Here is a 25,096-nt window from a genome sequence, read left to right on the forward strand (position 1 = left end):
GCCCACCGCCATGTACCGCGTCTGCTTCGTCTGCACGGGCAACATCTGCCGCTCCCCCATGGCCGAGTCCGTCTTCCGCGCCCGCGTCACCGAGGCGGGGCTCGATGCCCTGGTCGAGGTGGACAGCGCCGGCACCGGCGGCTGGCACGAGGGGGACGGCGCAGATCCGCGCACCGTCACCGTCCTGGAAGCCGCCGGCTACGAGCAGAACCACCGGGCCCGACAGTTCCGGGCCTCGTGGTTCGCCGGCCTCGATCTCGTCATCGCGCTCGACGCCGGGCACCTGCGGGACCTGCGGGCGCTGGCGCCCACCCCGGAGGACGCCGCCAAGGTACGGCTGCTGCGTACCTACGACCCCTCGGCGAAGGCCGAAGACGCCGACGTACCGGATCCCTATTACGGCTCCCTCGACGGGTTCGAGCAGTGCCTGGAGCTGGTCGAGGCGGCCAGCGCGGGCCTGTTGGACGCCGTACGCGAGACAGTGAAGGAGCGCACCGCATGAACGACCACACCGACGAGCCGGCGGCGGCCGGGGCCGGAGCGGACGGGATCGGCGACGGCACCCGGGCCGTACGCGCCGGGCTGCCCGAGCCCGTCAAGAACGAACCGCCGCTGCCCGGACCCGTCTTCGCCGCCCACTTCCACCTCCCCGGCGACGTGGCGGGCCCGTACACCTACGGCCGCGACACCAACCCGACCTGGACCCTGCTGGAGCGGGCCATCGGGGAACTCGAAGCGCCCGGCCAGGAGGTCGACACCGTCGTCTTCGCCTCGGGCATGGCCGCGGTCTCCGCCGTCCTCCTCTCCCAGGCCCGCACCGGCGACACCGTCGTCCTGCCCGACGACGGCTACCAGGCCCTGCCACTGGTCCGCGAACAGCTGGAGGCGTACGGGATCCACGTCCGCACCGCCCCGACCGGCGACGACGCACAACTCACCGTCATCGGCGGAGCCAAGCTGCTGTGGATCGAGACCCCGTCCAACCCCGGGCTCGACGTATGCGACATCCGGCGCCTGGTGGAGGCCGCCCACGCGGGTGGCACCCTGGTCGCCGTCGACAACACGCTCGCCACCCCGCTCGGCCAGCGGCCCCTGGAACTCGGCGCGGACTTCTCCGTCGCCAGCGGCACCAAGGGCCTCACCGGCCACGGTGACCTCCTGCTCGGCTACGTCGTCTGCCGCGACCCGGAGCTCGCTGCCGCCGTCCGGCGCTGGCGCAAGATCGTCGGTGCGATCCCGGGCCCGATGGAGGCCTGGCTGGCCCACCGATCCCTGGCCACCATCCAGCTGCGCGCCCAGCGCCAGTGGGCCAACGCGCTGGCCGTCGCCGAGGCACTGGCCGACCGTGCAGACGTCACCGGGCTGCGCTACCCCGGCCTGCCCGCGGACCCGTCGCACAAGACGGCCGCCCGGCAGATGCGGGGCTTCGGCTCCGTCGTCTCCTTCACCCTGCCGGACCGTGCGCACGCCGAACGGTTCATGGCCGCCCTGCACCTGGTCGAGGACGCCACCAGCTTCGGCGGCGTACGGTCCACCGCGGAGCGGCGCGGGAGGTGGGGAGGCGACCCCGTACCGGAGGGGTTCATCCGCCTGTCCGCCGGGGCCGAGGACACTGATGACCTGGTCGCGGACGTGCTGCGGGCTCTCGACGCGGCTGGCACGGGCGTCTGAGCAGCAGGAACGAGAGCGGTCCGAGCCTCCCCCCTAGTGGCTCGGACCGCTCCGGGTTCCGCGCGAAGAACCACGCTCACAAGGCTAGTTGACTCAGCGTCAGAGTCCAATCACGGTAACGACAGGGGCCTATCGGCATATTTATAGTTGAAGGCCCCCACCGAGAGGGGCCTTCATGGACCTGGCCCTGTTGCGCACCTTCGTCGCCGTGCACCGGGCGGGCTCGTTCACCCGGGCCGCCGCGCTCCTCGGGCTGTCGCAGCCCGCCGTCACCTCACAGATCCGCACCCTCGAACGCCAGCTGGGCCGACCGCTGTTCCACCGCAGGGCCCGCGGGGTCACCCCCACCGCGGTCGGCGACGAACTCGCCCACAAGGCCGCCCCCCACCTCGACGCACTGCTGCGGATAACCGAGGCGGAACGCGAGGCCGCCGGCGCGTTACGCACCCTGCACCTCGCCGGCCCGCCCGAGTTCCTGTGCCTGCGCGTCCTGCCCGCCCTCGCGCCGCTCGTCGGCCAGGGCCACACCCTGCGCACGGTGCTCCAGGCCGGAGCCGAGGAAGCCCTCGACGGGCTCGCCGCCGGCCACCACGACCTCGTCGTCACCACGGCCCGCCCACGCGGCGGACTCTTCAGCGCGACCGCCCTGTGCGACGAGGAGCACGTCCTGGTCGCCGCGCCCTACTGGGCCGCACTCGTCGATCCGGACCGGCTGCGCGAGGCCGGCCCCGCCGCCCTCGACGGCATTCCGCTCGTCGAGGTCCACGAGACCCTGCCGCTCGTCGCCCGCTACTGGGCCGCGGTCTTCGAGACCCGACCCGGCACCCGGCCGGACGCGGCCACCGTCGTCGCTCCCGACCTCCGGGCCGTACTGGAGTGCGTCCGGGCCGGCGCCGGACTGGCCGTCCTGCCTCGGTACCTGTGCCAGGACGCCCTCGACCGCGGGCAGATCGTCGCCCTGCTGGAGCCACCCGTACCGCCGCTGCGCACCTGGTTTCTCGTCGTACGGACCGGCAGCCTCGCCCTCGCCCACCTCGCCCGTGCGCACGACCGGCTGCTGCACGCCGCCGCCCACTGGTGAGCCTCCGCTTCCGGTGTGCGGCGCGTTTCACCGACACGCGTTTCAGACACCTCCGTCTGGGCCACTCTTCTCCCATGACCGAACGTCCCGTGGTCAAACGCACCGCCCGCGCGATCCTGCTCGACGGTGACGACCTGATCCTCATCAAGCGCACCAAGCCCGGCGTCGATCCGTACTGGCTCACCCCAGGCGGGGGAGTGGAGCCTTCGGACGCCACCGTCGTCGACGCCCTCCACCGAGAGCTCCACGAGGAACTCGGCGCGAAGATCACCGATGTGGTGCCCTGCTTCGTCGACACCGTCGAGCACATCGCCGACGGAGGGGTGACCGGAGTGAAGGTGCAGCACTTCTTCGTCTGCCACCTCGAATCCATGGACCCCAGCCAGCGGCACGGCCCCGAAGTCGACGAGCCCGCGGGCGAGTACGAGATCGTCCGCGTACCGTTCAGCCGGGTCGGCATCGCCGCCGTGCATCTCGTCCCGCTGTCCCTGCGTCACTACCTCGACGGCAACATCGAGGGCGTCCGCGCGATGCACGCTCCCGACCTGGGCTGATCCCGGCGGGCCTTCGCCCTGATCGGCCCGGGTCGCTTCGGCCCGGGCACGGTCGGCGGGCCGGCTCTCAGCCGGCCGCGCCCACCAGCTCCTCCACCGCGTCGAAGCGGATCCGGTCGACGGGTATCCCGATGCGCTTGAGCTCGCTCACACCGCTGCGGATCATCGCTGGCGGCCCCGAGACGAACGCGTCGTACGAGCTCCACGGCCCGTGTTCGCCGACCGCCTGGGGCAGTTGGCCCGCGAGGCCTTCACCGACCACGGGGCGCACCGACAGCCACGGGTGCGTGCGCTGCAAGCCCAGCAGGGTGTCCTTGTCGTAGAGGTCGCCGTCGCTGCGTGCCCCGAAGAACACCTCCACCGGGCGGCGCTCACCGTGCTCGGCCACGTCCTCGATCAGCGCCTTGATCGGGGCGATGCCGGTCCCGCCGCCCAGGCACAGCATCCCGTTGTCCGTGGTGTGGTCCACCACCATCGACCCGGCCGGCGGCCCGAGCCGCAGTACGTCGCCCGGGCGGGCGTGCCGCACCAGCGCGTTGGAGACCCAGCCCGCCGGAACGGCCTTGACGTGGAAGGACAGCAGCCCGTCGGCGCGCGGCGCCGAGGCGAACGAGTAGTGCCGCCACACCCGAGGCCACCACGGGGTCTCCAGGGTCGTGTACTGGCCGGCGAGGAAGGAGTACGGCTGGTCGGGGCGGACGGTGAGCACCGCGATGTCCGGGGTGCGCAGATCGTGCGAGACCACCTCCGCGTGCCACCACGCGGGGCTCTTCACCTCGTCTTCCGCCGCCGCGTCGATCATGGTCTGGGACATCACGGTGTAGGCCCGCACCCACGCGGCCTGCGTCTCGGGCCCCCAGGTGTGTTGCGCGTACCGGGACAGGGCGCCGATGAGCGCCTCACCCACCACCGGGTAGTGCCCGGCCATCGTCCCGTACTTCCGGTGCCCGGTGCCCAGCCGGCGCAGGTACGGGACGAGCACCTCCGGCTCGTCGATGTGCTCGGCTGCGGTCAGCAGTGCCTTCAGCAGCCGGTCCCGCTGTGCGTCCATGGCGGCCGGGAACATGCCCCGCACCTCCGGGTGGCCGGTGAACACCAGGGCGTAGAAGTACGAGGTCACCCGGTCGGCGATGGGTGCGATCTCCTCGAGGGTCCGGCGGATGAGGACCGCGTCCGGGGAGGGCTCGACCGCACCGCCCCCGGACAGTATCCGGGCCGTCCGTCTTGCCGATCTGGTGGGCGGAGCGTCCATGCGGTGCCTCGCTTCGAACATCTCGGTCGGTAAGCACGCCACGGCCTTCGAATCCGTGGTTCCGGGCCTCAGAGACTGCCAGTCGCCCCAACCGGTCGCGGGAAAACCCGGAAAGTCCGCGTTTCGAACCCGCTTTCCTCTTAAGATGCTCGGACTTCCGGGCGCGCCGCCCCGACGAGCTGGTATGCCTCTCGCAGGTCCCGGCCCTCGTAGACGTGTGTCGCCCGCTCCGCCAGGTACGGCCGTGCGTTCACCGCCACCGACACCGAGACGGCCTCGAAGAGCACCGCATCGGTCGCAGAATCGGCGTACGCGACACAGTCCGCCCGAGTGACCCCGAACTGCTCGCAGAGCCGGTCCGCCACCGCGACCTTTCCCTCGGGCGTCAGGAGCCCGGCCGCTTCCACGGGCCGTGTGAAGGGCACCTCGGGGAAGACCGAGCCGTGTGCGGCATGCGCCCCCCACTCCAGCAGCAGTTCCACGAAGAACGACGGGGACAGCGAGACCACCGCGCAGTAATCGCCGCGTTCCCTGATCTCCCGCCACACCTCGCGAATCCCCGCCAGCCAGGGGGCTCCGTCGAACGCCGCCCGAACGTGCGCGGGCGTCAGCCCCGCCCACAGCGCATGAGCCGCCACCGAGAACTCGTGCGGCCCTATCTCCTGCGCACCGAACGCCCGCTCCAGCTTGGCGATCTCCGCGCTCAGGCCGAGCTGTCGGGAGATCTCGACCGGCGCCGCCGAGCCGTACATCAGCGTCCCGTCGAGATCGAAGAGGTGAAGAAGGGTCATGGAAGACGAGGCTAGCGATGTTTCACGTGAAACATCCACGGCTCCCACCGAGCCGCCTCGGCGCCACGGCCCGGGGGAGGCAGCGCGATGTTTCACGTGAAACATCGACCCAAATCCTCTGGACGCCCCCCGGCTGATGATCCAGTCTGGGCCCGTGACACCACCACACCTCACCGACCTGCCGATCCGTGCGCTGACCGTGGATGATCTCCGCCACTGCGCCGACCTCTCCGAAGACCGCGGGTGGCCGCGCGAGGACCACAAGTGGGGGCTGCTTCTCGCTGCGGGCAACGGCTACGGCATCGATGCCCCCGATGGACAAGGGCTCGCGGCCGCCTGCATCGTCACCTCGTACGGGCACACCCACGCCGGCCCGGAACTGGCCGCCATCGGGATGGTCCTCGTCGCCGAGCGCTATGCCCGTCAGGGCCTGGGCCGCCGTCTCATGACGTACGTCTGTGACGATGTCCTCAAGGGCGTCCCGCTCACCCTCCACGCCACTCCCTACGGCCGCCCCCTCTACGAGGAACTCGGCTTCGACACCACCGGCCGTGCGGAGATGCTCCGGGGTACCTTCCTCACCGAACCCTCGGGCCCGGCGTCCGAGGCGGGCTCCGTTGCGGTCAGGCCGGCGACCGGCGAGGACATCCCGCGGATCGTCCGCCTGGACACCGAAGTCTTCGGCTCGGACCGGACACACATGATCACGCGGCTTCCTGCCTTCGCGGACCGGCTGCTGGTCGCCGAGGACAGCAGGGGCGAGCTCGTCGGCTACGCCGCGATCTGGCCCAACATGGAGACCCATGTGATCGGGCCGCTGATCGCGTGCGACACGGCCGGCGCCCAGGCACTCGTCACGGCACTCGCGGCTGCCACCGACCGGCCACTGCGGACCGACATCGACGTGCGCCACGAGGAGCTGCTCGCCTGGCTCAAGGACCGCGGCCTCGGCTCCGTGGCGTTCAACTCCGTCATGACCCGCGACATCCCGGCGCTCCCCGGCGACTGGACCCGCCGCTGGGCCCCGCTCACCGTGGCAGCGGGCTGAGAACGGGCCAAGGAAGGAACCTCGCCATGACCGATCCCGACGAGCCGGCGATCCGCCCCGCCACCGAGGAGGACCTGCCCGCCATCGTCGCCATGCTGGCGGACGACCCGCTGGGCGCCACCCGCGAATCGCCGGACGACCTCACCCCGTACCTCGCGGCGTTCAAGCGTCTGGCCGACGACCCCCACCAGCACGTGGTGGTCGCGGTCCGCGAGGGCCGCGTGGTGGGCACCCTCCAGCTCACCATCGTCCCCGGGCTGTCCCGCAAGGGAGCCACGCGCTCGATCATCGAAGGTGTCCGGGTCCACGCCGACGAACGGGGCAGCGGTCTGGGGACACGGTTCATCCAATGGGCCATCGAGGAGTCCCGCCGTGAGAACTGCCGACTCGTGCAGCTCACCTCGGACGCGACCCGCACCGACGCCCACCGCTTCTACGAGCGGCTCGGGTTCACCGCATCCCACGTGGGGTTCAAGCTCTCTCTCTGATCGCCCGTGAGGGCAGGCCGGGCCGGTGTCCGCGGCCCGGCCTACGATCGGGAGGATGAGCCCCAGCCTCCCCCTCGTCACCACCTCCGAGCGCCGCCACCGGCTCGGACGCAGACACCGCCTGGCTCCCTCGGCACACGCCTCCACCGTCGCCGAGGCCGCGGATGCCGTCGTCGCCCTGCACGCCACCGACGCCGCGACCCTGTTCCTCTCGGCTCGCGCCCGGATCGCGGGAGGCGGCCCCGGCGCCGTCGAACAGGCGCTCTACGAGGACGTCTCCCTCGTCCGGCTGCTCAGCATGCGCAGGACGCTCTTCGCCGTCTCCTGCGAACTGGCCCCGTACGTGGACTCCTCCACCGCCCGGGGCATCGCCGTCAAGGAGCGCCGCACCCTGCTCAAGCACCTCGACGAGGACGGCCAGGGTCTCGACGCCGAGTGGCTGGCCGGGGCGGAGGCCGCCACACTCGACGCCCTCGACGCCCAGGGCCCCTGCACCGGTAGCCAGCTTTCCGCTGCCGTACCCGCGCTGCGCCGGAAGATCACTGTCGGCCGGGGCAAGAGGTACGAGGCCGAGACCGGCGTCGCCACCCGGGTGATCCGGCTCCTGGCGGCCGACGGCCGGATCCGCCGTGACCGGCCGCGCGGATCGTGGACCTCCAGCCAGTTCCGCTGGGTGCATACCGAGCCCTGGCCCGCCGTACCGCCGGCCGAGGCACGTGCCGAGATCGCCCGCCGCTGGCTGCATGCCTACGGGCCGGCCACGGAGGCGGACCTCAAGTGGTGGACGGGCTGGACCCTCACCGACGTCCGCAAGGCCCTCGCAGTCGTCGGCCCCGAACAGGTCCGCCTCGACGACGGCAGCACCGCCCTGGTCGGCCCCGGCGACACCGCGCCCGAAACCGCACCGGAACCCTGGGCCGCGCTGCTGCCCGGCCTGGACCCCAGTGGAATGGGCTGGGCCGACCGGGGCTTCCACCTCGATCCCGCCCACCGGCCCGCGCTCTTCGACTACGCCGGCAACATCGGCCCCACGGTCTGGTGGAACGGGGAGATCGTCGGCGGTTGGGCCCAGCGCGCGGACGGCGAGATCGTCTGGCGGATGCTGGGCGATCGCGGCCGCGCCGCCGACGAAACCATCGCCGACGAAGCCGCCCGACTCGCCCGTTGGCTGGGCGAGGCCCGGATCACCCCGCGCTTCCGCACCCCGCTGGAACGCGAACTCGTCGCCTGAACCTGCCGGCCCGCCCTGATCCGAAAGAAACGGCCTAGCCGATACCCCGCCAGCCCTGCGGGTCCACCCCGCCGGGCACCGGGGCCTGTGCGTCGTACGGCTCCCTCGTGAACACGAACGAGCCCAGGTCGAGATGGCTCACCGAGCCGTCCTCACGCCGGACCGCCCGCAGGGTCTCCCCCGCGTAGTAGCCGGAGAGCCCGGTCCAACTGCCGTCGGGCTCCGCCCGGAACCGGGCCGCCCGACCCGTCGCTCCCACCGGCGCGAGCTCCAGCAGACCCTCCGCCTTCAGCCGCAGCACCTGTGGCGACGTGCCCCAGTACCAGGGGCCGCACAGGTCCAGGGCGACCGGATCGGCCTCCCGGAACGGCTGCCAAGGCTGCGGGAACCGCGGCTCGGCATCCGCGACGATCGCCACCAGGTCGGCGGCCACCGTCGCGGCGGGCAGTCCCGATGTGCAGTTCGCCAGCACCACCGCGGCCACGTCGTCCGCCTCGCTCAGCCAGAGCCCCGCCACGAACCCCGGCAGCGAACCGGTGTGGCCCGCGAGGCTGCGGCCGCCCGTGTCCATCAGCTGCATGCCGAGCCCGTAGCCGAGCTGGGCGAAACCGGGCTCCGGGGGCGCGGCCGGCGTCCGCATCTCCCGCACCGACTCCGCGCACAGCACCCGCTCGTCACCCCGGGCGAGGAACATCGCGAAGCGCGCCAAGTCGCGTGTCGTGGACCAGAGTTGTCCGGCGGCTGCCATCAGCCCCAGGTCCTCCGACGGCTCGGGCATCATCACGTCGGCCCATGGATGCACGGCCCAACCACCCGCGTGCGGGGCCTGCGGACGCGGGGTCGTACGGTCCAGACCGAGCGGCTCCAGCACCTCTGATCCGAGCACCTCGTCCCACGGCTTCCCGCGCAGGGCCTCGACGAGCGAACCCAGCAGCGTGTAGCCCGGGTTGGAGTAGTGGTGCCGTCGGCCGGGCCGGAAGCGGAAGGGCTCCTCGCCGAGCACGTCCGCGAGCTCGGGCCTCAGCGCCGCGGGCGTGCGCTCCCACCACTCGCCCGGCGTCTCGGCCGCCAATCCGCCGGTGTGGGCCAGCAACTGGGCGATCGTCACCTCTCCGGCGCCCGTCCCCGGCAGGTGCTTCTCCAGCGGGTCCTCAAGGCGCAGCAAGCCTTCGTCCCGCAGGCGCATCACCAGCACCGCGGTGAAGGTCTTGCTGATCGACCCGATCCGGTACTGCACGTCCCCGTCGGGACCGTGCCCCTCCACGGAGGTCCGGGAGCCCTCCCAGACCACCTCGCCACCGCGGGCCACGGCCGCCACCACCGACGGCGCCCGCCCCTCGCTCTGCGCGACGGCGATCCGGTGCCTCAGCGCACGTCGGGTCGCGGGGAGCAGATCCAGGTCTTCAGATACGGCATCCATGATCGGATGCTACGTGTTGGCCATGTCCACGAACCGCGAATAATGGCCCTGGAAGGCGACGGTGATCGTCGCCGTGGGGCCGTTACGGTGCTTCGCCACGATGAGGTCCGCCTCGCCCGCGCGGGGCGACTCCTTCTCGTACGCGTCCTCGCGGTGCAGCAGGATCACCATGTCGGCGTCCTGCTCGATCGAGCCCGACTCACGCAGGTCGGAGACCATCGGCTTCTTGTCGGTGCGCTGCTCGGGACCACGGTTCAGCTGGGACAGCGCGATCACCGGCACCTCGAGCTCCTTGGCCAGCAGCTTGAGGTTTCGGGACATGTCCGAGACCTCCTGCTGGCGGCTCTCGGGACGGCGCGAGCCGCCCGACTGCATGAGCTGGAGGTAGTCGATGACCACGAGCGAGAGGTCGTTGCGCTGCTTGAGGCGCCGGCACTTCGCCCGGATCTCCATCATCGACAGGTTCGGGGAGTCGTCGATGTAGAGCGGGGCGGCGGAGACGTCCGGCATCCGGCGGGCCAGCCGGGTCCAGTCGTCGTCCGTCATGGTGCCGGAGCGCATGTGGTGCAGGGCGACCCGGGCCTCCGCGGACAGGAGACGCATCGCGATCTCGTTGCGCCCCATCTCGAGGGAGAAGATCACGCTGGGCAGGTTGCTCTTGATGGAGCAGGCCCGTGCGAAATCGAGCGCGAGGGTGGACTTGCCCATGGCGGGGCGGGCCGCGATGACGATCATCTGGCCCGGGTGCAGGCCGTTGGTCAGGGAGTCGAGGTCCGTGAAGCCCGTCGGGACGCCCGACATCTGGCCGCTGCGCGAGCCGATGGCCTCGATCTCGTCGAGCGCGCCCTCCATGATGTCGCCCAGCGGCAGGTAGTCCTCCGAGGTCCGCTGCTCGGTGACGGCGTAGATCTCGGCCTGGGCGCTGTTGACGATCTCGTCGACGTCGCCGTCCGCCGCGTATCCCATCTGCGTGATCTTCGTACCGGCGGCGACCAGGCGGCGCAGGACGGCTCGCTCGTGGACGATCTCCGCGTAGTACTCGGCGTTCGCCGCGGTCGGCACCGACTGGACGAGGGTGTGCAGGTAAGAGGCCCCGCCGACCTTGCTGATCTCACCGCGGCGGGTCAGCTCGGCGCCGACGGTGATCGGGTCGGCCGGCTCACCCTTGGCGTACAGGTCGAGGATCGCCTGGTAGATCGTCTCGTGCGAGGGCCGGTAGAAGTCGTGGCCCTTGATGACCTCGACGACGTCCGCGATGGCGTCCTTGGACAGCAGCATGCCGCCGAGCACGGACTGCTCGGCGTCCAGGTCCTGCGGGGGCACCCGCTCGAAGCCGCCTCCGCCGCCGTCCCAGGAGCCGCCCTCACGGCCCCGCTCGTGCTGTTCGTCCCCGCGGCCGCGGCTGTCGTTGTTACGGCGCGGACGGGCGGGCAGACGGTCACCTGGACCGCTGTCGGCCCAGGGGTCGTCCATGGGCTCGGGCATACTCACCGGGCCGCCTCCTCCCGTCCGCAACGCGGACCTCGCCGTGCCACTCTTTCTACGACACGGCTCTGACATGTGGGGCACCCGAATCCGCCGTCGGCGAGTCGGGCAACGCACAACGGTAGGGCCGAGAGCGACGTCAGCCAATCTTGTTATCCACAGGCTGTGTGGATGAGATGTGGATGACCGACCCAATGCTGTGGGTAAGTCGCCGGAAGCTGTGCACGGACCGGGGGACGGCGCTGTGGACAAAATCACCTGCCCTACCCAACCACCCACCCTGACCTGCGATTTCTTCCTCCACGGGCTGTGGGGGAGAAATTTCTCGGCCCCAGTTCCGAGATCGCCTCCAATGGGGTGCCGAGAACGCGTGAACCAACTCGTCGGTAAGGATCCAATGACGGTTGCGTCCATTACCTGTGGAAGATTAGATTGAGCGCATGACACAGGCCATCGCCCCGCTGAAGCCTGCCCCGGGACGGCACGACCGCGAGATACTCGCGCTCGCCGTCCCGGCCTTCGGCGCGCTCGTCGCCGAACCCCTGTTCGTGATGGCCGACAGCGCCATCGTGGGGCACCTCGGCACTCCCCAGCTGGCCGGCCTCGGCATCGCCGCGGCCCTGCTCACCACCGCCGTCAGCGTCTTCGTCTTCCTCGCCTACGCCACCACCGCGGCCGTCTCCCGACGGGTCGGCGCGGGAGACCTCCGGGCAGCCATCCGGCAGGGCATGGACGGAATCTGGCTCGCCCTCCTGATCGGCGCCGCCGTCGTCGCCGTCCTGTTGCCGGCAGCGCCCTGGCTGGTCTCCCTCTTCGGAGCCTCCGACACCGTCGCCCCGTACGCGGTCACCTATCTGCGAATCTCCGCCCTGGGCATCCCGGCCATGCTGATGGTGCTCGCCGCCACCGGTGTCATCCGCGGCCTCCAGGACACCCGTACACCGCTCTACGTCGCCATCGCGGGCTTCGCCCTCAATGCGGGCCTGAACGTCACTCTCGTGTACGGGGCGGGCTTCGGCATCGCCGGTTCCGCCTGGGGCACGGTGATCGCCCAGTGCGCCATGGCCAGCGCCTACCTCTTCGTGGTCGTCCGCGGAGCCCGTACGCACGGAGCCTCCCTGCGCCCCGACCCCGCGGGCATCCGGGCCTGTGCCCAGGCCGGCGTACCGCTGCTGGTGCGCACCCTGTCCTTGCGCGCCGTGCTGATGATCGCGACTGCCGTGGCCGCACGGCTGGGCGATGCGGACATCGCGGCCCACCAGATTCTGCTCTCCCTGTGGAGCCTTCTCGCCTTCGCCCTCGACGCGATCGCCATCGCCGGGCAGGCCATCATCGGCCGCTACCTGGGCGCCGGCGATACCGAAGGGGCCAAGACCGTCTGCCGCCGCATGGTGCAGTGGGGGATCGCCTCCGGGATCGTCCTCGGTGCACTGGTGATCGCGGCCCGCCCCTTGTTCATCCCGCTCTTCACCAGCGACCCCGTGGTCGAGAACGCCCTGTTGCCCGCCCTGCTGGTCGTCGCGATCTCCCAGCCCGTGTGCGGCATCGTCTTCGTGCTCGACGGGGTCCTGATGGGCGCGGGGGACGGTCGCTACCTGGCCTGGGCCATGCTGCTGACCCTCGCCGTATTCACCCCGGCCGCCCTGCTCGTCCCGGCCATCGGCGGCGGTCTCACCACGCTCTGGTGGGCCATGACCCTGATGATGCTGGTCAGGATGGCCACCCTCCAGCTGCGTGCCCGCTCCGGCCGCTGGCTGGTCGCGGGGGCGACCCGCTGATCCGCGGGCCGGTGTTTCACGTGAAACATCGGCCACTCCCTCGGATGTTTCACGTGAAACATCGACCGGCGATCCCCGCGATCCCCAGGAACGACGAAGGGCCGCACCCCACAGGGGTGCGGCCCTTCGCTCGCAGCACTTAGGCGGCGACGACCTCGACGCCCACGTTCGCGGCGACCTCGGCGTGCAGACGCACGGAGACCTGGTACGAACCGAGGGTCTTGATCGGGGCAGCCAGCTCGACGCGGCGCTTGTCGACCTTCGGACCACCGGAAGCCTCGATCGCCGTGGCGATGTCGGCCGGGGTCACGGAGCCGAAGAGACGGCCGGCGTCACCCGAGCGGGTGGCCAGACGGACCTTCGTGCCCTCGAGCTTGGCCTTGACCTCGTTGGCCTGCTCGATGGTCGCGATCTCGTGGATCTTGCGGGCGCGGCGGATCTGCGCCACGTCCTTCTCGCCACCCTTGGTCCAGCGGATCGCGAAACCACGCGGGACCAGGTAGTTGCGAGCGTAACCGTCCTTGACGTCGACGACATCGCCGGCGGTGCCGAGGCCAGAGACCTCGTGGGTCAGGATGATCTTCATTAGTCGGTCACCCTTTCCTTATCGCGCGGTGGACGTGTAGGGCAGCAGCGCCATCTCACGGCTGTTCTTCACGGCCGTGGCGACGTCACGCTGGTGCTGCGTGCAGTTGCCGGTAACGCGGCGGGCACGGATCTTGCCGCGGTCGGAAATGAACTTCCGCAGCATGTTGGTGTCCTTGTAGTCCACGTACGCGGTCTTGTCCTTGCAGAACGCGCAGACCTTCTTCTTAGGCTTGCGCACAGGCGGCTTCGCCATTGTGTCTCTCCTGTGTGATCAAGAAGTGGGGATGCGAGCTTCCCTAGAAGGGAGGCTCGTCCGAGTAGCCACCGTTGGAGCCGCCGGAGCTTCCGCCCCAGCCGCCCCCGCCGCCCTGCTGCTGCTGGCCGCCGGCCGGTGCGCTGGACGCCCACGGGTCGTCGGAGGGAGCTCCGCCGCCCTGCGGGGCGCCGCCGCTGGGGGCTCCGCCCCAGCCACCGCCGCCGCCCTGCTGCTGACCGCCGCCGCCGTATCCGCCCTGGCCACCGCGACCGGTGGTCTTGGCGACCTTGGCCGTGGCGTTCTTCAGGCTGGGGCCGACTTCCTCGACGTCCAGCTCGTAGACCGTGCGCTTGACACCCTCACGGTCCTCGTACGACCGCTGCCTCAGCCGGCCCTGCACGATGACGCGCATGCCTCGCTGAAGGGACTCGGCGACGTTCTCGGCCGCCTGCCGCCACACCGAGCAGGTCAGGAACAGGCTCTCGCCGTCCTTCCACTCATTGGTCTGGCGGTCGAAGGTGCGGGGGGTGGACGCGACACGGAACTTCGCGACCGCCGCACCCGAGGGGGTGAAGCGCAGCTCGGGGTCGTCGACGAGATTGCCGACGACCGTGATGACGGTCTCGCCTGCCATGGATGAACCTCTCGGCGGGGATTGCTGCTGGGCTGCTGTGCTACTCGGTCCCGATTACCGCTGAACCGAAGTTCAGTGGGTCTCGGGGCGAAGGACCTTGGTCCGGAGAACCGACTCGTTCAGGTTCATCTGTCGGTCAAGCTCCTTGACGACCGCAGGCTCGGCCTGAAGGTCGATGACCGAGTAGATGCCCTCGGGCTTCTTCTTGATCTCGTAAGCGAGACGACGACGGCCCCAGGTGTCGACCTTCTCGACCTTTCCGTTGCCCTCACGGACGACGGAGAGGAAGTTCTCGATCAGCGGGGAGACAGCGCGCTCCTCGAGATCGGGGTCGAGGATGACCATCACTTCGTAGTGACGCATGTGGAACCCACCTCCTTTGGACTCAGCGGCCACGGTCGTTCCGTGGCAGGAGGGTCGTGATGCGTGCGCACGGCGTCTGTGAGCAGACACCGCGCAGCTGTACAGACTACCTGCTCCACTCCTTCCGGTTGAAATCCGACGGGAGGAGGCCACACTCTGTATGCATCGGGTGTGCTCGGTGCTATGCCCCCGGCCCCTGCCGGAGGCGCCCGTGCACCGCTCTGCTTCAGCCAGGAGGTGCCTTCCGATGGCACAGGCCATGCAACCCAAGTCCTCCATCTCGCTCCTCGCGACCGACGGCAAGCCCCATCCGCTGCAGGACACCCTCGTGGTCGCCACGGTGGTGCTCGGCATCGTGGCGTTCGTCACGGGGTTCTTCGACAATCTGCACCTGCTGAGCTCGTGGACCGGACTCGTCGGCATCCTCACCGGCGCGTACGGACAGTTCATCTCGGAGACGACACGCGAGCGCTTCGCACTGATCATCGGGCTTGGCGCCGCGGGCGTGGGCTTCTATCTCGGCATGGCGCACGGCGGTCTCTTCGGCGGCTGGGCGGGCTGACCAGGGCACCTCGGCGACAGGGCGTCGGCCACTCACCGGCCCGGGCCCGGCCCGTCCCCCAGATGGGTGGCGCCCTTGTCGCAGTAGGCTTCGCGCCATAGCCAGCGAAGCCGCCGGAGGAGACGCCCCGCATGAGCCTGTCCCTGAGGACCATCAGCCGAGAGCAGCATCTGGGATACCTCCAGAGCCTGCCCTCGGCTAGCCACTGCCAGGTCCCGGCGTGGGCCGACGTGAAGAACGAGTGGCGCTCCGAGAACCTCGGTTGGTTCGACCAGAACAACGAACTGGTCGGCGCCGCCCTCGTGTTGTACCGGCAGCTGCCCAAGGTGAAGCGGTACCTCGCGTACCTCCCCGAGGGCCCGGTCATCAACTGGTACGCCCCGAATCTGGAGGAGTGGCTCCAGCCGATGCTGGCCCACCTCAAGCAGCAGGGCGCCTTCACCGTGAAGATGGGTCCGCCCGTCGTCATCCGCCGCTGGAACTCGGCCGCCATCAAGGCCGGTATCCAGGACCCGGACGTGAAGCGCCTGCGCGACGTGGAGGCCTCGGTCATCGAGCCCCGCGCCTTCGAGGTGTCGGACAAGCTGCGCCGCATGGGCTGGCAGCAGGCCGAGGATGGCGGCGCCGGCTTCGGTGACGTCCAGCCCCGCTACGTCTTCCAGGTGCCGCTGGCCAACCGCTCGCTGGACGACGTCCTCAAGGGCTTCAACCAGCTGTGGCGCCGCAACATCAAGAAGGCCGAGAAGGCCGGTGTCGAGGTCGTCCAGGGCGGCTACGAGGACCTGCCGATCTGGCAGGAGCTGTACGAGGTCACGGCCGAGCGCGACAAGTTCCGCCCGCGCCCGCTCAGCTACTTCCAGCGCCAGTGGACGGCCCTCAACTCCGAGGACCCGAACCGGATGCGGCTGTACATCGCGAAGCACGAGGGGGAGCCGCTGGCCGCCGCCACGATGCTCACCGTCGGCCAGCACGTCTGGTACTCGTACGGCGCCTCCGCGAACCACAAGCGCGAGGTGCGGCCCTCGAACGCGATGCAGTGGCGCATGCTGCGCGATTCGTACGCACTCGGTGCGAGCGTCTACGACTTGCGCGGCATCAGTGACACGCTGGACGAGAACGACCACCTGTTCGGCCTCATCCAGTTCAAGGTCGGTACGGGCGGCGAGGCCGTCGAGTACGTCGGCGAGTGGGACTTCCCGCTCAACAAGGTGCTGCACAAGGCTCTCGACATCTACATGTCGCGCCGCTGACCCGCTGTCGCACCCCCACACACCGCACCGCTGCACAGGCAGCTTTTAGAGAGAGGCTCCGGACGGGCATGGCGCTCACGCTCTACGTCGACACCGCGCGCTGGCGTGCGCACCAGAAGCAGATCCAGGACCAGTTCCCCGGGATGATCCCGGTCTGCAAGGGCAACGGCTACGGCTTCGGCCACGAGCGGCTGTGCGAGGAGGCGACCCGGCTGGGCGCCGACGTACTCGCCGTCGGGACCACGTACGAGGCCGCCAGCATCAAGGACTTCTTCGGCGGCGACCTGCTCGTCCTCACCCCGTTCCGGCGGGGCGAGGAGCCGGTGCCGCTGCCGGACCGGGTGATCCGCTCGGTGTCCTCGCTGGACGGGGTCCGCGGCCTGGTCGGAGCCCGCGTGGTCATCGAGTGCATGAGCTCGATGCGCCGTCACGGCATCTCCGAGCAGGACCTGGGTCAGCTGCACGCGGCGATCGAGGACGTGCGGCTGGAGGGCTTCGCCCTGCACCTGCCGCTGGACCGCCCGGACGGCTCGGACGCCGTCGAGGAGGTCATCGGCTGGATGGACCGGCTGCGCGCGGCCCGGCTGCCGCTGCACACCATGTTCGTCAGCCACCTGCGGGCCGAGGAGCTGGCCCGGCTCCAGCAGCAGTTCCCGCAGACGCGCTTCCGGGCGCGGATCGGCACCCGGCTGTGGCTGGGCGACCACGAGGCGACCGAGTACCGCGGAGCGGTCCTGGACGTCACGCGCGTCGCCAAGGGCGACCGGTTCGGCTACCGCCAGCAGAAGGCCGCCTCCGACGGCTGGCTGGTCGTGGTCGCCGGCGGCACCTCGCACGGGGTGGGCCTGGAGGCTCCCAAGGCCCTGCACGGTGTGATGCCGCGCGCCAAGGGCGTGGCCCGGGCCGGTCTGGCGACCGTGAACCGGAACCTGTCGCCGTTCGTGTGGGCGGGCAAGCAGCGCTGGTTCGCGGAGCCCCCGCACATGCAGGTGTCGATCCTGTTCGTGCCGTCGGACGCCCCCGAGCCGAAGGTCGGCGACGAGCTGGTGGCGCACCTGCGCCACACCACGACGCAGTTCGACCGCGTGCTGGACGCCTGACCGGTCAGTCCCTGGGGGCCGTGCCCCACTCCACCCGCTGTCCCTCCGAGGGCGCCGCGTCCTGCGGCGCCCTCGCTGCGTCCGACAGCACGAACACGTCCTCGGCCCCGTCCAGGACTCCGCCGGACGGGTCGTCCGATCCGTCGCGGCGCACGACGTCCCGCTCGGGCAGCAGGATGTCGCGGACGACGACCGCGCAGAGGTAGAGGGTCGCCAGCAGATGGGCGGCGATCGCGAGCTGGTAGCCCTCCACGGGCAGGCCCTGGTGCTTGTCACCGCTGGTCGTGTAGGCGAGGTACAGCCAGATCCCGAAGAAGTACACGACCTCGCCGGCCTGCCAGATCAGGAAGTCCCGCCAGCGCGGCCGGGCCAGCGCCGCGAGCGGGATGAGCCACAGCACGTACTGCGGCGAGTAGACCTTGTTGGCCAGGATGAAGGCGGCCACGACCAGGAAGGCCAGCTGCGCGAAACGGGGCCGGCGGGGGGCGGTCAGCGTCAGCACGCCGATGCCCGCGCACAGCAGCAGCGTCAGGCCCGTCGCGTACGTGTTGGCGTCGTGCAGGGGGTTCCCGGAGCGCTGGGAGATGAGCAGCCACACGGAGCCGAAGTCGATCGGGCGCTCCTGGCTGAAGGTGTAGAACTTCTTCCAGCCGTCCCAGGCGTAGATCATGACGGGCAGGTTCACCACGAGCCAGGCGACGGCCGCGCCGAGGACTGCGGAGCCGAACGCCCGCCACTTCCCGGCCCGCCAGCACAGCACGAACAGCACGCCGAGCAGCAGGACGGGGTAGAGCTTGGCGGCGGTGGCCAGGCCGATGAGGACGCCGAAGAGCAGGGTGCGGCCGCGGGACCACATGAGCATCCCCGCGGCGGTCAGGGCGATGGCCAGCAGGTCCCAGTTGATCGTCGCGGTGAGCGCGAAGGCAGGCGCGAGGGCGAAGAGCAGCGCGTCCCAGGGCCGGCGGCGGTGGGTGCGCACGACGCACACGGCGATGACCGCGGTGCAGGCCATCAGCATCCCGGCGTTGACCATCCAGTACATCTGTTCGCGGTGCTGCAGGGAGCCGCTGCCCGGGGTCAGCCAGGAGGCGACCTCCATGAAGAGGCCGGTGAGCACCGGGTACTCCAGGTACTCCATGTCGCCGGGGAGGCGGTCGAAGTAGGGCGTGAGCCCGTCGGCGAAGCCGCGCACGGAGAACAGGTGCGGGATGTCGGAGTAGCAGGCGTGCGTGTACTGGGAGCCGGCTCCCCGGAACCACGCCCAGTCGTAGCAGGGCAGCTTCTGCACCATGCCGAGCGCGAACATCCCGAGGGCCACGAGGGCCACGACGCGGACCGGGGTCAGCCAGTGGCCGCCCAGCCGGGCGTAGCGGCCCATCGGGCCGCCGAGGAACTCACTGCCGGCCGCGGCGACCTCGTCCTGCTGGGTGGGCAGTACGGGCCTGTCCTCGTGCACCTTCGTCATGCGCTCATCCTGCCGTACCGGGCCGGACATGCGGGAGGGCCGCCGCACGGTGTGCGACGGCCCTCGTCGGAGCGGGGGAGGCGGGTCAGCCCGAGGTGCCCATCGAGGTCCCCCAGCTGGTGCCTCCGGGACGGCCCGGTTTGCCCGTTGGCGACCCCGTCGGCGAACCGCTGGGTCCGCCGGGTCCGCCGCCGGGGCCCCCGTTGGTGTTGCCGCTGTTCGTACCGCCGCTGGTGTCCGGGATGCAGTACAGCTCCCACGGCTTGCAGGTCGGCTTGCCGCCCTTCGACGGGGAGGGGGAGACCGGCGGGGAGGAGCTCGCCGAGGGCGAGGGCATCGAGGCGGAGGGCGAGGGCGCGATGGACGGAGACGGCGAAGGGGCACCGGACGCGTCCGCGGTGACGCCGATCTTCTCGGCCTCCGGGAAGTCCTTGACCGGGGCGCCCTTGAGGGCTTCCTTCATGTACTCGGTCCAGATCGCGGCGGGGATGTCACCACCGTGGATGGAGTCGACGCCGCCCACGCCGTTCATGGAGATCAGCTTCTTGTCCGCCGAGTTCGGGTCGGTACGGAACAGGGCGACCGAGGTGGACAGCTCCGGGGTGTAGCCGACGAACCAGGCCGACTTGTTCTGGTCGGTGGTGCCGGTCTTGCCGGCGGCGGGCCGGGTGAAGCCGAGCTTCCTGACCTTGGTGCCGGTGCCGTTGTCGACGACGTTCTCCAGCACCTTGGTGACGTTGTCGGCGATGGCGTCGTCCATCGCCCGCTGCTCCTTGGGCGCCCCGAAGCCGGGCACCTCCTTGCCGTCCTTCTCGACGCTGGTCACGGAGAACGGATCGTGGTGGGTGCCGGAGGCGGCGAAGGTGGCGTACGAGTCGGCCATGCGGATGGCGCTCGGGGTCGAGGTGCCGAGGGCGAACGAGGCGTCGTTGTTCGGGTTCATCGAGTCCTTGAGGATGCCCGTGGCCTCGGCCACCTCCCGGACCTTGTTGTGGCCGACGTCGAAGACGAGCTGTGCGAACGGCACGTTGATGGACTTCTCCATCGCCTCGTTGAGGGTCACGTAGCCGTAGGGGTAGGTGCTCTCGTTCTTCTGCTTGAACGGCTTGCCCGAGGCGTCCCGCAGCGGCTTGCCGTCGCGGTTGTTGATGACGGTCAGGTCGTTCGCGTTGTACTTGCTGTCGGCCGAGATGCCCTGGTTGTGCGAGTTCTGGGTGCCGTACTGCATCGCGGCCGCCAGGACGTACGGCTTCCAGGTCGAGCCGACGGGGACACCGAGCGTGTCGGCGTTGTTGCTGAAGTACTTCTTGTCCATGCCCGGGCCGCCGTACAGGGCCACGATCGCCCCGCTCTTCACGTCGACCGAGGCGGCCCCGAACTGGACGAAGGTGTCGTACTCGGGCCGCGCCTTCTCGTCCAGGAAGTCGTTGCGGGTGTCCTCGACGGCCTTGACCAGGGCGTCCACCTTGGGCTTCTGGAAGGTGGTCTTGATCTGGTAGCCGCCGCGGGCCATCTCCTCGGCCGTGAGGCCGGTGACCTTCATCACGTACTTCTTGGCCGTGTCGACCAGGTAGCCCGTCTGTCCGGACAGGCTGCGGGCCTGCTCGGAGTCGACGATCTTCGGGAACTCCGTGAACTGGTCCCGCTCGGTCTTCTGCATCCGGCCGACCGCGACCTCGCGGTCCAGGACCCAGGCCCAGCGCTCCTTGGCCCGCTCGGTGTTCTTCTCGGGGGTGGCCGCGGTACCGACGCCGCCGTCCGGGTTGTAGAGGTTGGGCCCCTTGAGCACGGAGGCCAGGAAGGCGCTCTCGGACGGTGTGAGGTCCTTGCAGTCCTTGCCGAAGTAGGCCCGCGCGGCCGCCTGGATGCCGTAGGCGTCACGGCCGTAGTAGGCGGTGTTGAGGTAGCCGGCGAGGATCGTGTCCTTCTCCTCGGACACGCCCAGCTTTATCGAGATGAAGAGCTCGGTGACCTTGCGCTTCAGCGTCTGGTCGGAGTCCAGGTACGTGTTCTTCACGTACTGCTGGGTGATGGTCGAGCCACCCTGGGTGGAGCCGCCCTTGGCCATGTTCCACACGGCGCGGGCGATGCCCATCGGGTCGACGCCCTTGTCCGTCTCGAAGGACTCGTTCTCCGCGGCGATCACCGCGTTCTGCATCGACTTGGGGATCTTGTCTATGGGCACGATCTGGCGGTTCATCGAGCCGCCGGTGGCCACCATCTGGGTGCCGTCGGCCCAGTAGAAGACGTTGTTCTGGGCCTGGGCCGCCTTGTTCGGGTCGGGGGTGTTCACCGACGCGATGCCGATGCCGGCGCCCGCCGTGACGACGGCGAAGAAGCCGAGGGCGGTGCCGGAGACCAGCTTCCAGGACGGTACGAACCGCTGCCAGCCCTCCTTGTCGGAGCGCGGGTAGTTGATCAGCCGCTTGTCCGGGCGGCCCGCGCCGGCGGCGGCTCCGCGTCCGCGCCCTCCGGATCCGCGGGGGACGGCCCGGCGCGCACCGGCCCGGCCGCCGTGGCCGGGCGGATCTGCGTACGGTCCGCTCGGCGACGCGGTGGGGACGTCACGTGCGGGTCCGGCACCCCGGCCGGGGCGCTGCTGGGCGGCCCGACGGGCCGCGGCACGTCCGCCCCCTTCGGGCTGCGGCGGTTTGCGGCGGTGCTCGCTCATCGAACGACTACTCCTCGGGCAGGCGAGTGGCCTGGAAGCGGCAGGTGAATTCCGGTTCCCCCGTTGTCATGGCCCACAGACTACGCACGCTCAAAACCCGAACAGTGCCGAAGTTCACCCCAAATCAGGCAACTCGCTTGGTACGAATTAGTGATGTGACACCGGTCACCACATCTCCCCTTGTCGTCGGAGACAGCCCGCTCTATCGTCTGGATGTATCGAGCCGATACATCAGCTCGGTATAAAACTCAGGGGCGAGGGAGAGGCAGGCGGATGAGCAGGCGCTCAGGCATCCTCGAGTTCGCCGTCCTCGGCCTGCTCCGCGAATCCCCCATGCACGGGTACGAGCTCCGCAAGCGGCTCAACACCTCTCTGGGGGTGTTCCGGGCGTTCAGCTACGGAACGCTCTATCCCTGCCTCAAGACGCTGGTCGCCAACGGCTGGTTGATCGAAGAACCGGGCAACGCCCCGGAAGACGCTCTCGCCACTTCACTCGCAGGGCGCCGCGCCAAGATCGTCTACCGGTTGACGGCAGCGGGCAAGGAGCACTTCGAGGAGCTCCTGTCCCACACGGGCCCCGATGCCTGGGAGGACGAGTCCTTCGCCGCGCGCTTCGCCTTCTTCGGCCAGACCGAGCGAGAAGTGCGCATGCGGGTCCTGGAGGGCCGCCGCAGCCGGCTGGAGGAGCGTCTGGAGAAGATGCGCGCCTCACTCGCCCGCACGCGGGAGCGCCTCGACGACTACACGCTTGAGCTGCAGCGGCACGGTATGGAGTCCGTGGAGCGCGAAGTGCGCTGGCTGAACGAGCTCATCGAGAGTGAGCGGGCGGGACGGGATCGGAGACGACCCGGTCCGCCCGACGAAACTGCAAAGTGAGGCCTGCATCTCGCAGGCCTCGTCCAAGAACGAACAGGGAGCAACCGGAATGGGTTCGGTTCGCGTAGCCATCGTCGGCGTGGGCAACTGCGCCGCCTCGCTGGTGCAGGGCGTCGAGTACTACAAGGACGCCGACCCGGCGGCCAAGGTCCCCGGTCTGATGCACGTCCAGTTCGGCGACTACCACGTGGGTGACGTCGAGTTCGTCGCCGCGTTCGACGTCGACGCGAAGAAGGTCGGCCTCGACCTTTCGGACGCCATCGGCGCCAGCGAGAACAACACCATCAAGATCTGCGACGTCCCCAACGCGGGCGTGACCGTGCAGCGCGGCCACACCCTGGACGGCCTGGGCAAGTACTACCGCATGACGATCGAGGAGTCCGCCGAGGCCCCGGTCGACGTGGTCCAGGTCCTCAAGGACCGCGAGGTCGACGTTCTGGTCTGCTACCTGCCCGTCGGCTCCGAGGAAGCGGCGAAGTTCTACGCCCAGTGCGCCATCGACGCCAAGGTCGCCTTCGTCAACGCCCTCCCGGTCTTCATCGCCGGCACCAAGGAGTGGGCCGACAAGTTCACCGAGGCCGGTGTCCCGATCGTCGGCGACGACATCAAGTCGCAGGTCGGCGCGACCATCACGCACCGCGTGATGGCGAAGCTGTTCGAGGACCGCGGTGTCCGTCTTGAGCGCACCATGCAGCTCAACGTCGGCGGCAACATGGACTTCAAGAACATGCTGGAGCGCGACCGCCTGGAGTCGAAGAAGATCTCCAAGACGCAGGCCGTCACCTCGCAGATCCCCGACCGTGAGCTCGGCGAGAAGAACGTCCACATCGGCCCGTCCGACTACGTGGCGTGGCTCGACGACCGCAAGTGGGCCTACGTCCGCCTCGAAGGCCGCGCCTTCGGCGACGTCCCGCTGAACCTCGAGTACAAGCTCGAGGTGTGGGACTCCCCGAACTCCGCCGGTGTCATCATCGACGCCCTGCGCGCCGCGAAGATCGCCAAGGACCGGGGCATCGGTGGCCCGATCCTGTCGGCTTCGAGCTACTTCATGAAGTCCCCGCCGGTGCAGTACTTCGACGACGAGGCCCTGGCCAACGTCGAGAAGTTCATCAAGGGCGAGGTCGAGCGCTAAGTCGGACCCCACGGGTCTTCGGACACCTGGTCTTCGGCTGTTCTTCCGCGGAGGGTCCCCGGGCAATGTGCCCGGGGACCCTCCGCGTATGTGACCCTTGCCCTCATGCCTGTCGTACGTGATCTGCGCGTACTCCTGCGCCTGAGGGATTTCCGCAACCTGCTCGCCGTACGGCTGCTCTCCCAGGCCGCCGACGGCGTGTACCAGGTGGCGCTCGCCACGTACGTGGTGTTCTCCCCCGAGAAGCAGACCTCGCCCGCGGCCATCGCCTCGGCCATGGCGGTCCTGCTGCTGCCGTACTCGGTGATCGGCCCCTTCGCCGGGGTGCTGCTCGACCGCTGGCGCCGCCGTCAGGTCTTCCTCTACGGCAACCTGCTGCGGGCGGTCCTGGCCTGCGTGACGGGCGTGCTGATCGTCGCGCACGTCCCCGACTGGCTCTTCTACGCCTCGGCCCTGTCGGTCACCGCCGTCAACCGCTTCGTACTGGCCGGGCTCGCCGCCTCGCTGCCCCGCGTCGTCGCCCCCGCCCAGCTGGTCACCGCCAACTCGCTCTCCCCCACGGCCGGGACGCTCGCCGCGGTCGCCGGCGGCGGGCTCGCCTTCCTCGTCCGGCTGCTGGCCTCCGACTCCAACGCCCTGGTCGTGCTGCTCGGCGCCGGGCTCTACCTGTGCGCGGCGCTGCTCTCGCTGCGCCTGGCCGTGGGCCTGCTCGGCCCGGACCACCCCGCCGGACGGGCCCACCCCTCGGCGGCCCAGGGGATAGCCCTGACCGTCCGCGGCATGGCCGAGGGGCTGCGGCACCTGGCTTCCCGACGCGAGGCGGCCCAGACGCTCACCGCCATGACCCTGATGCGCTTCTGCTACGGGGCCCTGTTCGTGACGCTGCTCATGCTCTGCCGGTACTCCTGGTCGGACAGCGAGTCCGCCGGCCTCGCCCTGCTGGGCATCGCGGTCGGCGTCTCCGGGGCCGGGTTCTTCGCGGCCGCCGTCGTCACCCCCTGGATGGTGGGCCGGCTGGGCACCCGCGGCTGGATCACGGCCTGCTCCGCCGGGGCGGCGGTCCTGGTGCCCCCGCTCGGCCTGTTCTTCACACCCGGACCGATGCTGGCCGCGGCCTTCGTGCTGGGCCTCGCCACCCAGGGCGCCAAGATCTCCACCGACACCGCCATCCAGTCCCATGTGGACGACGACTTCCGCGGCCGGGTGTTCTCCGTCTACGACGTGCTCTTCAACATCGCGTTCGTGAGCGCGGCCGCCGTGGCCGCCCTGATGCTCCCCCCGGACGGGCGGTCCGTCGCGCTGATCGTGAGCGTGGCCGTCCTCTACGCGGTGACGGCGGTCTACCTGAGGCAGCGCGGAGCGCAATCGTGACGCGTCCGAGGCATCGGTCGGGTCGATGT

At 70.1% G+C, this 25,096-nt stretch carries 24 protein-coding genes; 14 read left to right on the forward strand and 10 right to left on the reverse strand.

Translation table 11 applies throughout. The features are described from left to right. The first annotated feature begins 10 nt into the window (after positions 1-10). From ACFYZS_RS10550 to ACFYZS_RS10565, 4 genes are all read left to right on the forward strand, one after another. Complete coding sequence (locus ACFYZS_RS10550) at positions 11-502, forward strand: low molecular weight protein-tyrosine-phosphatase (RefSeq protein ID WP_389009304.1); 492 nt, start codon at positions 11-13, stop codon at positions 500-502. Beyond that, positions 499-1,671, forward strand: a complete 1,173-nt coding sequence (locus ACFYZS_RS10555; protein WP_389009307.1) for a cystathionine gamma-lyase — start codon at positions 499-501, stop codon at positions 1,669-1,671. The genes ACFYZS_RS10550 and ACFYZS_RS10555 overlap by 4 nt, the downstream gene beginning before the upstream one ends. A gap of 175 nt (positions 1,672-1,846) precedes the next feature. Then, entirely contained in the window at positions 1,847-2,752 is a 906-nt protein-coding gene (locus ACFYZS_RS10560; RefSeq protein ID WP_389009310.1) for a LysR family transcriptional regulator, read from the forward strand. A 74-nt stretch (positions 2,753-2,826) separates the two neighbouring features. Then, positions 2,827-3,306 (forward strand): NUDIX domain-containing protein, encoded by a 480-nt coding sequence (locus ACFYZS_RS10565; protein ID WP_389009313.1) that lies wholly within the window; start codon positions 2,827-2,829, stop codon positions 3,304-3,306. Positions 3,307-3,373: 67 nt separating this feature from the next. Here ACFYZS_RS10565 and ACFYZS_RS10570 read toward each other — a convergent pair whose 3' ends face one another. Together ACFYZS_RS10570 and ACFYZS_RS10575 are read right to left on the reverse strand one after the other, a co-directional pair. Beyond that, positions 3,374-4,744 carry a globin domain-containing protein gene (locus ACFYZS_RS10570; protein WP_389010240.1) on the reverse strand — a complete coding sequence of 457 codons (1,371 nt, stop codon included), beginning with the start codon at positions 4,742-4,744 and terminating at the stop codon, positions 3,374-3,376. Then, entirely contained in the window at positions 4,699-5,349 is a 651-nt protein-coding gene (locus ACFYZS_RS10575; protein ID WP_389009316.1) for an HAD family hydrolase, read from the reverse strand. Before ACFYZS_RS10575 ends, ACFYZS_RS10570 begins: the two co-directional genes overlap by 46 nt. A gap of 154 nt (positions 5,350-5,503) precedes the next feature. Between ACFYZS_RS10575 and ACFYZS_RS10580 the strand changes: the two genes are divergently transcribed. The 3 genes from ACFYZS_RS10580 to ACFYZS_RS10590 are packed head-to-tail and all read left to right on the forward strand — an operon-like array spanning position 5,504 to position 8,116. Further along, positions 5,504-6,397: a GNAT family N-acetyltransferase gene (locus tag ACFYZS_RS10580; protein WP_389009318.1), complete on the forward strand. Its 894-nt coding sequence runs from the start codon at positions 5,504-5,506 to the stop codon at positions 6,395-6,397. 26 nt (positions 6,398-6,423) lie between these two features. After that, positions 6,424-6,885 (forward strand): GNAT family N-acetyltransferase, encoded by a 462-nt coding sequence (locus ACFYZS_RS10585; protein ID WP_389009321.1) that lies wholly within the window; start codon positions 6,424-6,426, stop codon positions 6,883-6,885. Positions 6,886-6,940: 55 nt separating this feature from the next. Then, positions 6,941-8,116, forward strand: a complete 1,176-nt coding sequence (locus ACFYZS_RS10590) for a winged helix DNA-binding domain-containing protein (RefSeq protein WP_389009323.1) — start codon at positions 6,941-6,943, stop codon at positions 8,114-8,116. Positions 8,117-8,150: 34 nt separating this feature from the next. Here the strand turns inward: ACFYZS_RS10590 and ACFYZS_RS10595 are convergent, their stop codons facing one another. Further along, positions 8,151-9,536: a serine hydrolase domain-containing protein gene (locus ACFYZS_RS10595; RefSeq protein WP_389009326.1), complete on the reverse strand. Its 1,386-nt coding sequence runs from the start codon at positions 9,534-9,536 to the stop codon at positions 8,151-8,153. Between the two features lie 9 nt (positions 9,537-9,545). Further along, entirely contained in the window at positions 9,546-11,009 is a 1,464-nt protein-coding gene (dnaB, locus tag ACFYZS_RS10600; RefSeq protein ID WP_389010243.1) for a replicative DNA helicase, read from the reverse strand. A 452-nt stretch (positions 11,010-11,461) separates the two neighbouring features. Here dnaB and ACFYZS_RS10605 point away from each other — a divergent pair, with 452 nt between their 5' ends. Further along, positions 11,462-12,799, forward strand: coding sequence for an MATE family efflux transporter (locus ACFYZS_RS10605; RefSeq protein WP_389009329.1), 1,338 nt, complete (start codon positions 11,462-11,464; stop codon positions 12,797-12,799). 139 nt (positions 12,800-12,938) lie between these two features. On the opposite strand, the gene rplI is transcribed toward ACFYZS_RS10605, so the two are convergent. The 4 genes from rplI to rpsF form a co-directional block, all read right to left on the reverse strand. Beyond that, a complete protein-coding gene (gene rplI, locus ACFYZS_RS10610; protein ID WP_030153214.1) occupies positions 12,939-13,385 on the reverse strand; it encodes a 50S ribosomal protein L9 in 447 nt (148 codons plus the stop codon). Positions 13,386-13,403: 18 nt separating this feature from the next. Next, complete coding sequence (rpsR, locus tag ACFYZS_RS10615; protein WP_005315025.1) at positions 13,404-13,640, reverse strand: 30S ribosomal protein S18; 237 nt, start codon at positions 13,638-13,640, stop codon at positions 13,404-13,406. 43 nt (positions 13,641-13,683) lie between these two features. Then, on the reverse strand, positions 13,684-14,277 hold the full coding sequence (locus ACFYZS_RS10620) for a single-stranded DNA-binding protein (RefSeq protein WP_030292604.1): 594 nt from the start codon (positions 14,275-14,277) through the stop codon (positions 13,684-13,686). A gap of 72 nt (positions 14,278-14,349) precedes the next feature. Beyond that, positions 14,350-14,640, reverse strand: coding sequence for a 30S ribosomal protein S6 (gene rpsF / locus ACFYZS_RS10625; RefSeq protein ID WP_004950685.1), 291 nt, complete (start codon positions 14,638-14,640; stop codon positions 14,350-14,352). Positions 14,641-14,887: 247 nt separating this feature from the next. On the opposite strand from rpsF, the gene ACFYZS_RS10630 reads away from it, so the two are divergent. From ACFYZS_RS10630 to ACFYZS_RS10640, 3 genes are all read left to right on the forward strand, one after another. Continuing rightward, positions 14,888-15,202 carry a hypothetical protein gene (locus ACFYZS_RS10630; protein ID WP_030857750.1) on the forward strand — a complete coding sequence of 105 codons (315 nt, stop codon included), beginning with the start codon at positions 14,888-14,890 and terminating at the stop codon, positions 15,200-15,202. 131 nt (positions 15,203-15,333) lie between these two features. Then, positions 15,334-16,452 (forward strand): lipid II:glycine glycyltransferase FemX, encoded by a 1,119-nt coding sequence (locus ACFYZS_RS10635; RefSeq protein ID WP_389009334.1) that lies wholly within the window; start codon positions 15,334-15,336, stop codon positions 16,450-16,452. Between the two features lie 68 nt (positions 16,453-16,520). Continuing rightward, complete coding sequence (locus ACFYZS_RS10640; protein WP_030857746.1) at positions 16,521-17,552, forward strand: alanine racemase; 1,032 nt, start codon at positions 16,521-16,523, stop codon at positions 17,550-17,552. Positions 17,553-17,556: 4 nt separating this feature from the next. Here ACFYZS_RS10640 and ACFYZS_RS10645 read toward each other — a convergent pair whose 3' ends face one another. Then, positions 17,557-19,017: a glycosyltransferase family 87 protein gene (locus ACFYZS_RS10645; protein ID WP_389009337.1), complete on the reverse strand. Its 1,461-nt coding sequence runs from the start codon at positions 19,015-19,017 to the stop codon at positions 17,557-17,559. Positions 19,018-19,102: 85 nt separating this feature from the next. Further along, positions 19,103-21,688, reverse strand: coding sequence for a transglycosylase domain-containing protein (locus ACFYZS_RS10650; RefSeq protein WP_389009340.1), 2,586 nt, complete (start codon positions 21,686-21,688; stop codon positions 19,103-19,105). Positions 21,689-21,961: 273 nt separating this feature from the next. Between ACFYZS_RS10650 and ACFYZS_RS10655 the strand changes: the two genes are divergently transcribed. The 3 genes from ACFYZS_RS10655 (at position 21,962) to ACFYZS_RS10665 (ending at position 25,067) form a co-directional block, all read left to right on the forward strand. Continuing rightward, a complete protein-coding gene (locus tag ACFYZS_RS10655; RefSeq protein ID WP_030857740.1) occupies positions 21,962-22,564 on the forward strand; it encodes a PadR family transcriptional regulator in 603 nt (200 codons plus the stop codon). A 49-nt stretch (positions 22,565-22,613) separates the two neighbouring features. After that, positions 22,614-23,696, forward strand: coding sequence for an inositol-3-phosphate synthase (locus ACFYZS_RS10660; RefSeq protein WP_389009344.1), 1,083 nt, complete (start codon positions 22,614-22,616; stop codon positions 23,694-23,696). Positions 23,697-23,801: 105 nt separating this feature from the next. Continuing rightward, positions 23,802-25,067 carry an MFS transporter gene (locus ACFYZS_RS10665; RefSeq protein ID WP_389009347.1) on the forward strand — a complete coding sequence of 422 codons (1,266 nt, stop codon included), beginning with the start codon at positions 23,802-23,804 and terminating at the stop codon, positions 25,065-25,067. Positions 25,068-25,096 lie beyond the last annotated feature (29 nt).

It is taken from the genome of Streptomyces sp. NPDC001903 (assembly GCF_042891345.1).
In the GTDB taxonomy this organism is placed as follows: Bacteria; Actinomycetota; Actinomycetes; order Streptomycetales; family Streptomycetaceae; genus Streptomyces.

What these genes read in the sequence shown, in the direction of transcription:
- ACFYZS_RS10550 (WP_389009304.1), top strand. Translation starts at nt 11, where the DNA reads ATGTACCGCGTCTGCTTCGTCTGCACGGGCAACATCTGCCGCTCCCCC.
- ACFYZS_RS10555 (WP_389009307.1), top strand. Translation starts at nt 499, where the DNA reads ATGAACGACCACACCGACGAGCCGGCGGCGGCCGGGGCCGGAGCGGAC.
- ACFYZS_RS10560 (WP_389009310.1), top strand. Translation starts at nt 1,847, where the DNA reads ATGGACCTGGCCCTGTTGCGCACCTTCGTCGCCGTGCACCGGGCGGGC.
- ACFYZS_RS10565 (WP_389009313.1), top strand. Translation starts at nt 2,827, where the DNA reads ATGACCGAACGTCCCGTGGTCAAACGCACCGCCCGCGCGATCCTGCTC.
- ACFYZS_RS10575 (WP_389009316.1), bottom strand. Translation starts at nt 5,349, where the DNA reads ATGACCCTTCTTCACCTCTTCGATCTCGACGGGACGCTGATGTACGGC.
- ACFYZS_RS10585 (WP_389009321.1), top strand. Translation starts at nt 6,424, where the DNA reads ATGACCGATCCCGACGAGCCGGCGATCCGCCCCGCCACCGAGGAGGAC.
- ACFYZS_RS10590 (WP_389009323.1), top strand. Translation starts at nt 6,941, where the DNA reads ATGAGCCCCAGCCTCCCCCTCGTCACCACCTCCGAGCGCCGCCACCGG.
- ACFYZS_RS10595 (WP_389009326.1), bottom strand. Translation starts at nt 9,536, where the DNA reads ATGGATGCCGTATCTGAAGACCTGGATCTGCTCCCCGCGACCCGACGT.
- dnaB (WP_389010243.1), bottom strand. Translation starts at nt 11,009, where the DNA reads ATGGACGACCCCTGGGCCGACAGCGGTCCAGGTGACCGTCTGCCCGCC.
- ACFYZS_RS10605 (WP_389009329.1), top strand. Translation starts at nt 11,462, where the DNA reads ATGACACAGGCCATCGCCCCGCTGAAGCCTGCCCCGGGACGGCACGAC.
- rplI (WP_030153214.1), bottom strand. Translation starts at nt 13,385, where the DNA reads ATGAAGATCATCCTGACCCACGAGGTCTCTGGCCTCGGCACCGCCGGC.
- rpsR (WP_005315025.1), bottom strand. Translation starts at nt 13,640, where the DNA reads ATGGCGAAGCCGCCTGTGCGCAAGCCTAAGAAGAAGGTCTGCGCGTTC.
- ACFYZS_RS10620 (WP_030292604.1), bottom strand. Translation starts at nt 14,277, where the DNA reads ATGGCAGGCGAGACCGTCATCACGGTCGTCGGCAATCTCGTCGACGAC.
- rpsF (WP_004950685.1), bottom strand. Translation starts at nt 14,640, where the DNA reads ATGCGTCACTACGAAGTGATGGTCATCCTCGACCCCGATCTCGAGGAG.
- ACFYZS_RS10630 (WP_030857750.1), top strand. Translation starts at nt 14,888, where the DNA reads ATGGCACAGGCCATGCAACCCAAGTCCTCCATCTCGCTCCTCGCGACC.
- ACFYZS_RS10635 (WP_389009334.1), top strand. Translation starts at nt 15,334, where the DNA reads ATGAGCCTGTCCCTGAGGACCATCAGCCGAGAGCAGCATCTGGGATAC.
- ACFYZS_RS10640 (WP_030857746.1), top strand. Translation starts at nt 16,521, where the DNA reads ATGGCGCTCACGCTCTACGTCGACACCGCGCGCTGGCGTGCGCACCAG.
- ACFYZS_RS10645 (WP_389009337.1), bottom strand. Translation starts at nt 19,017, where the DNA reads ATGACGAAGGTGCACGAGGACAGGCCCGTACTGCCCACCCAGCAGGAC.
- ACFYZS_RS10650 (WP_389009340.1), bottom strand. Translation starts at nt 21,688, where the DNA reads ATGAGCGAGCACCGCCGCAAACCGCCGCAGCCCGAAGGGGGCGGACGT.
- ACFYZS_RS10655 (WP_030857740.1), top strand. Translation starts at nt 21,962, where the DNA reads ATGAGCAGGCGCTCAGGCATCCTCGAGTTCGCCGTCCTCGGCCTGCTC.
- ACFYZS_RS10660 (WP_389009344.1), top strand. Translation starts at nt 22,614, where the DNA reads ATGGGTTCGGTTCGCGTAGCCATCGTCGGCGTGGGCAACTGCGCCGCC.
- ACFYZS_RS10665 (WP_389009347.1), top strand. Translation starts at nt 23,802, where the DNA reads ATGCCTGTCGTACGTGATCTGCGCGTACTCCTGCGCCTGAGGGATTTC.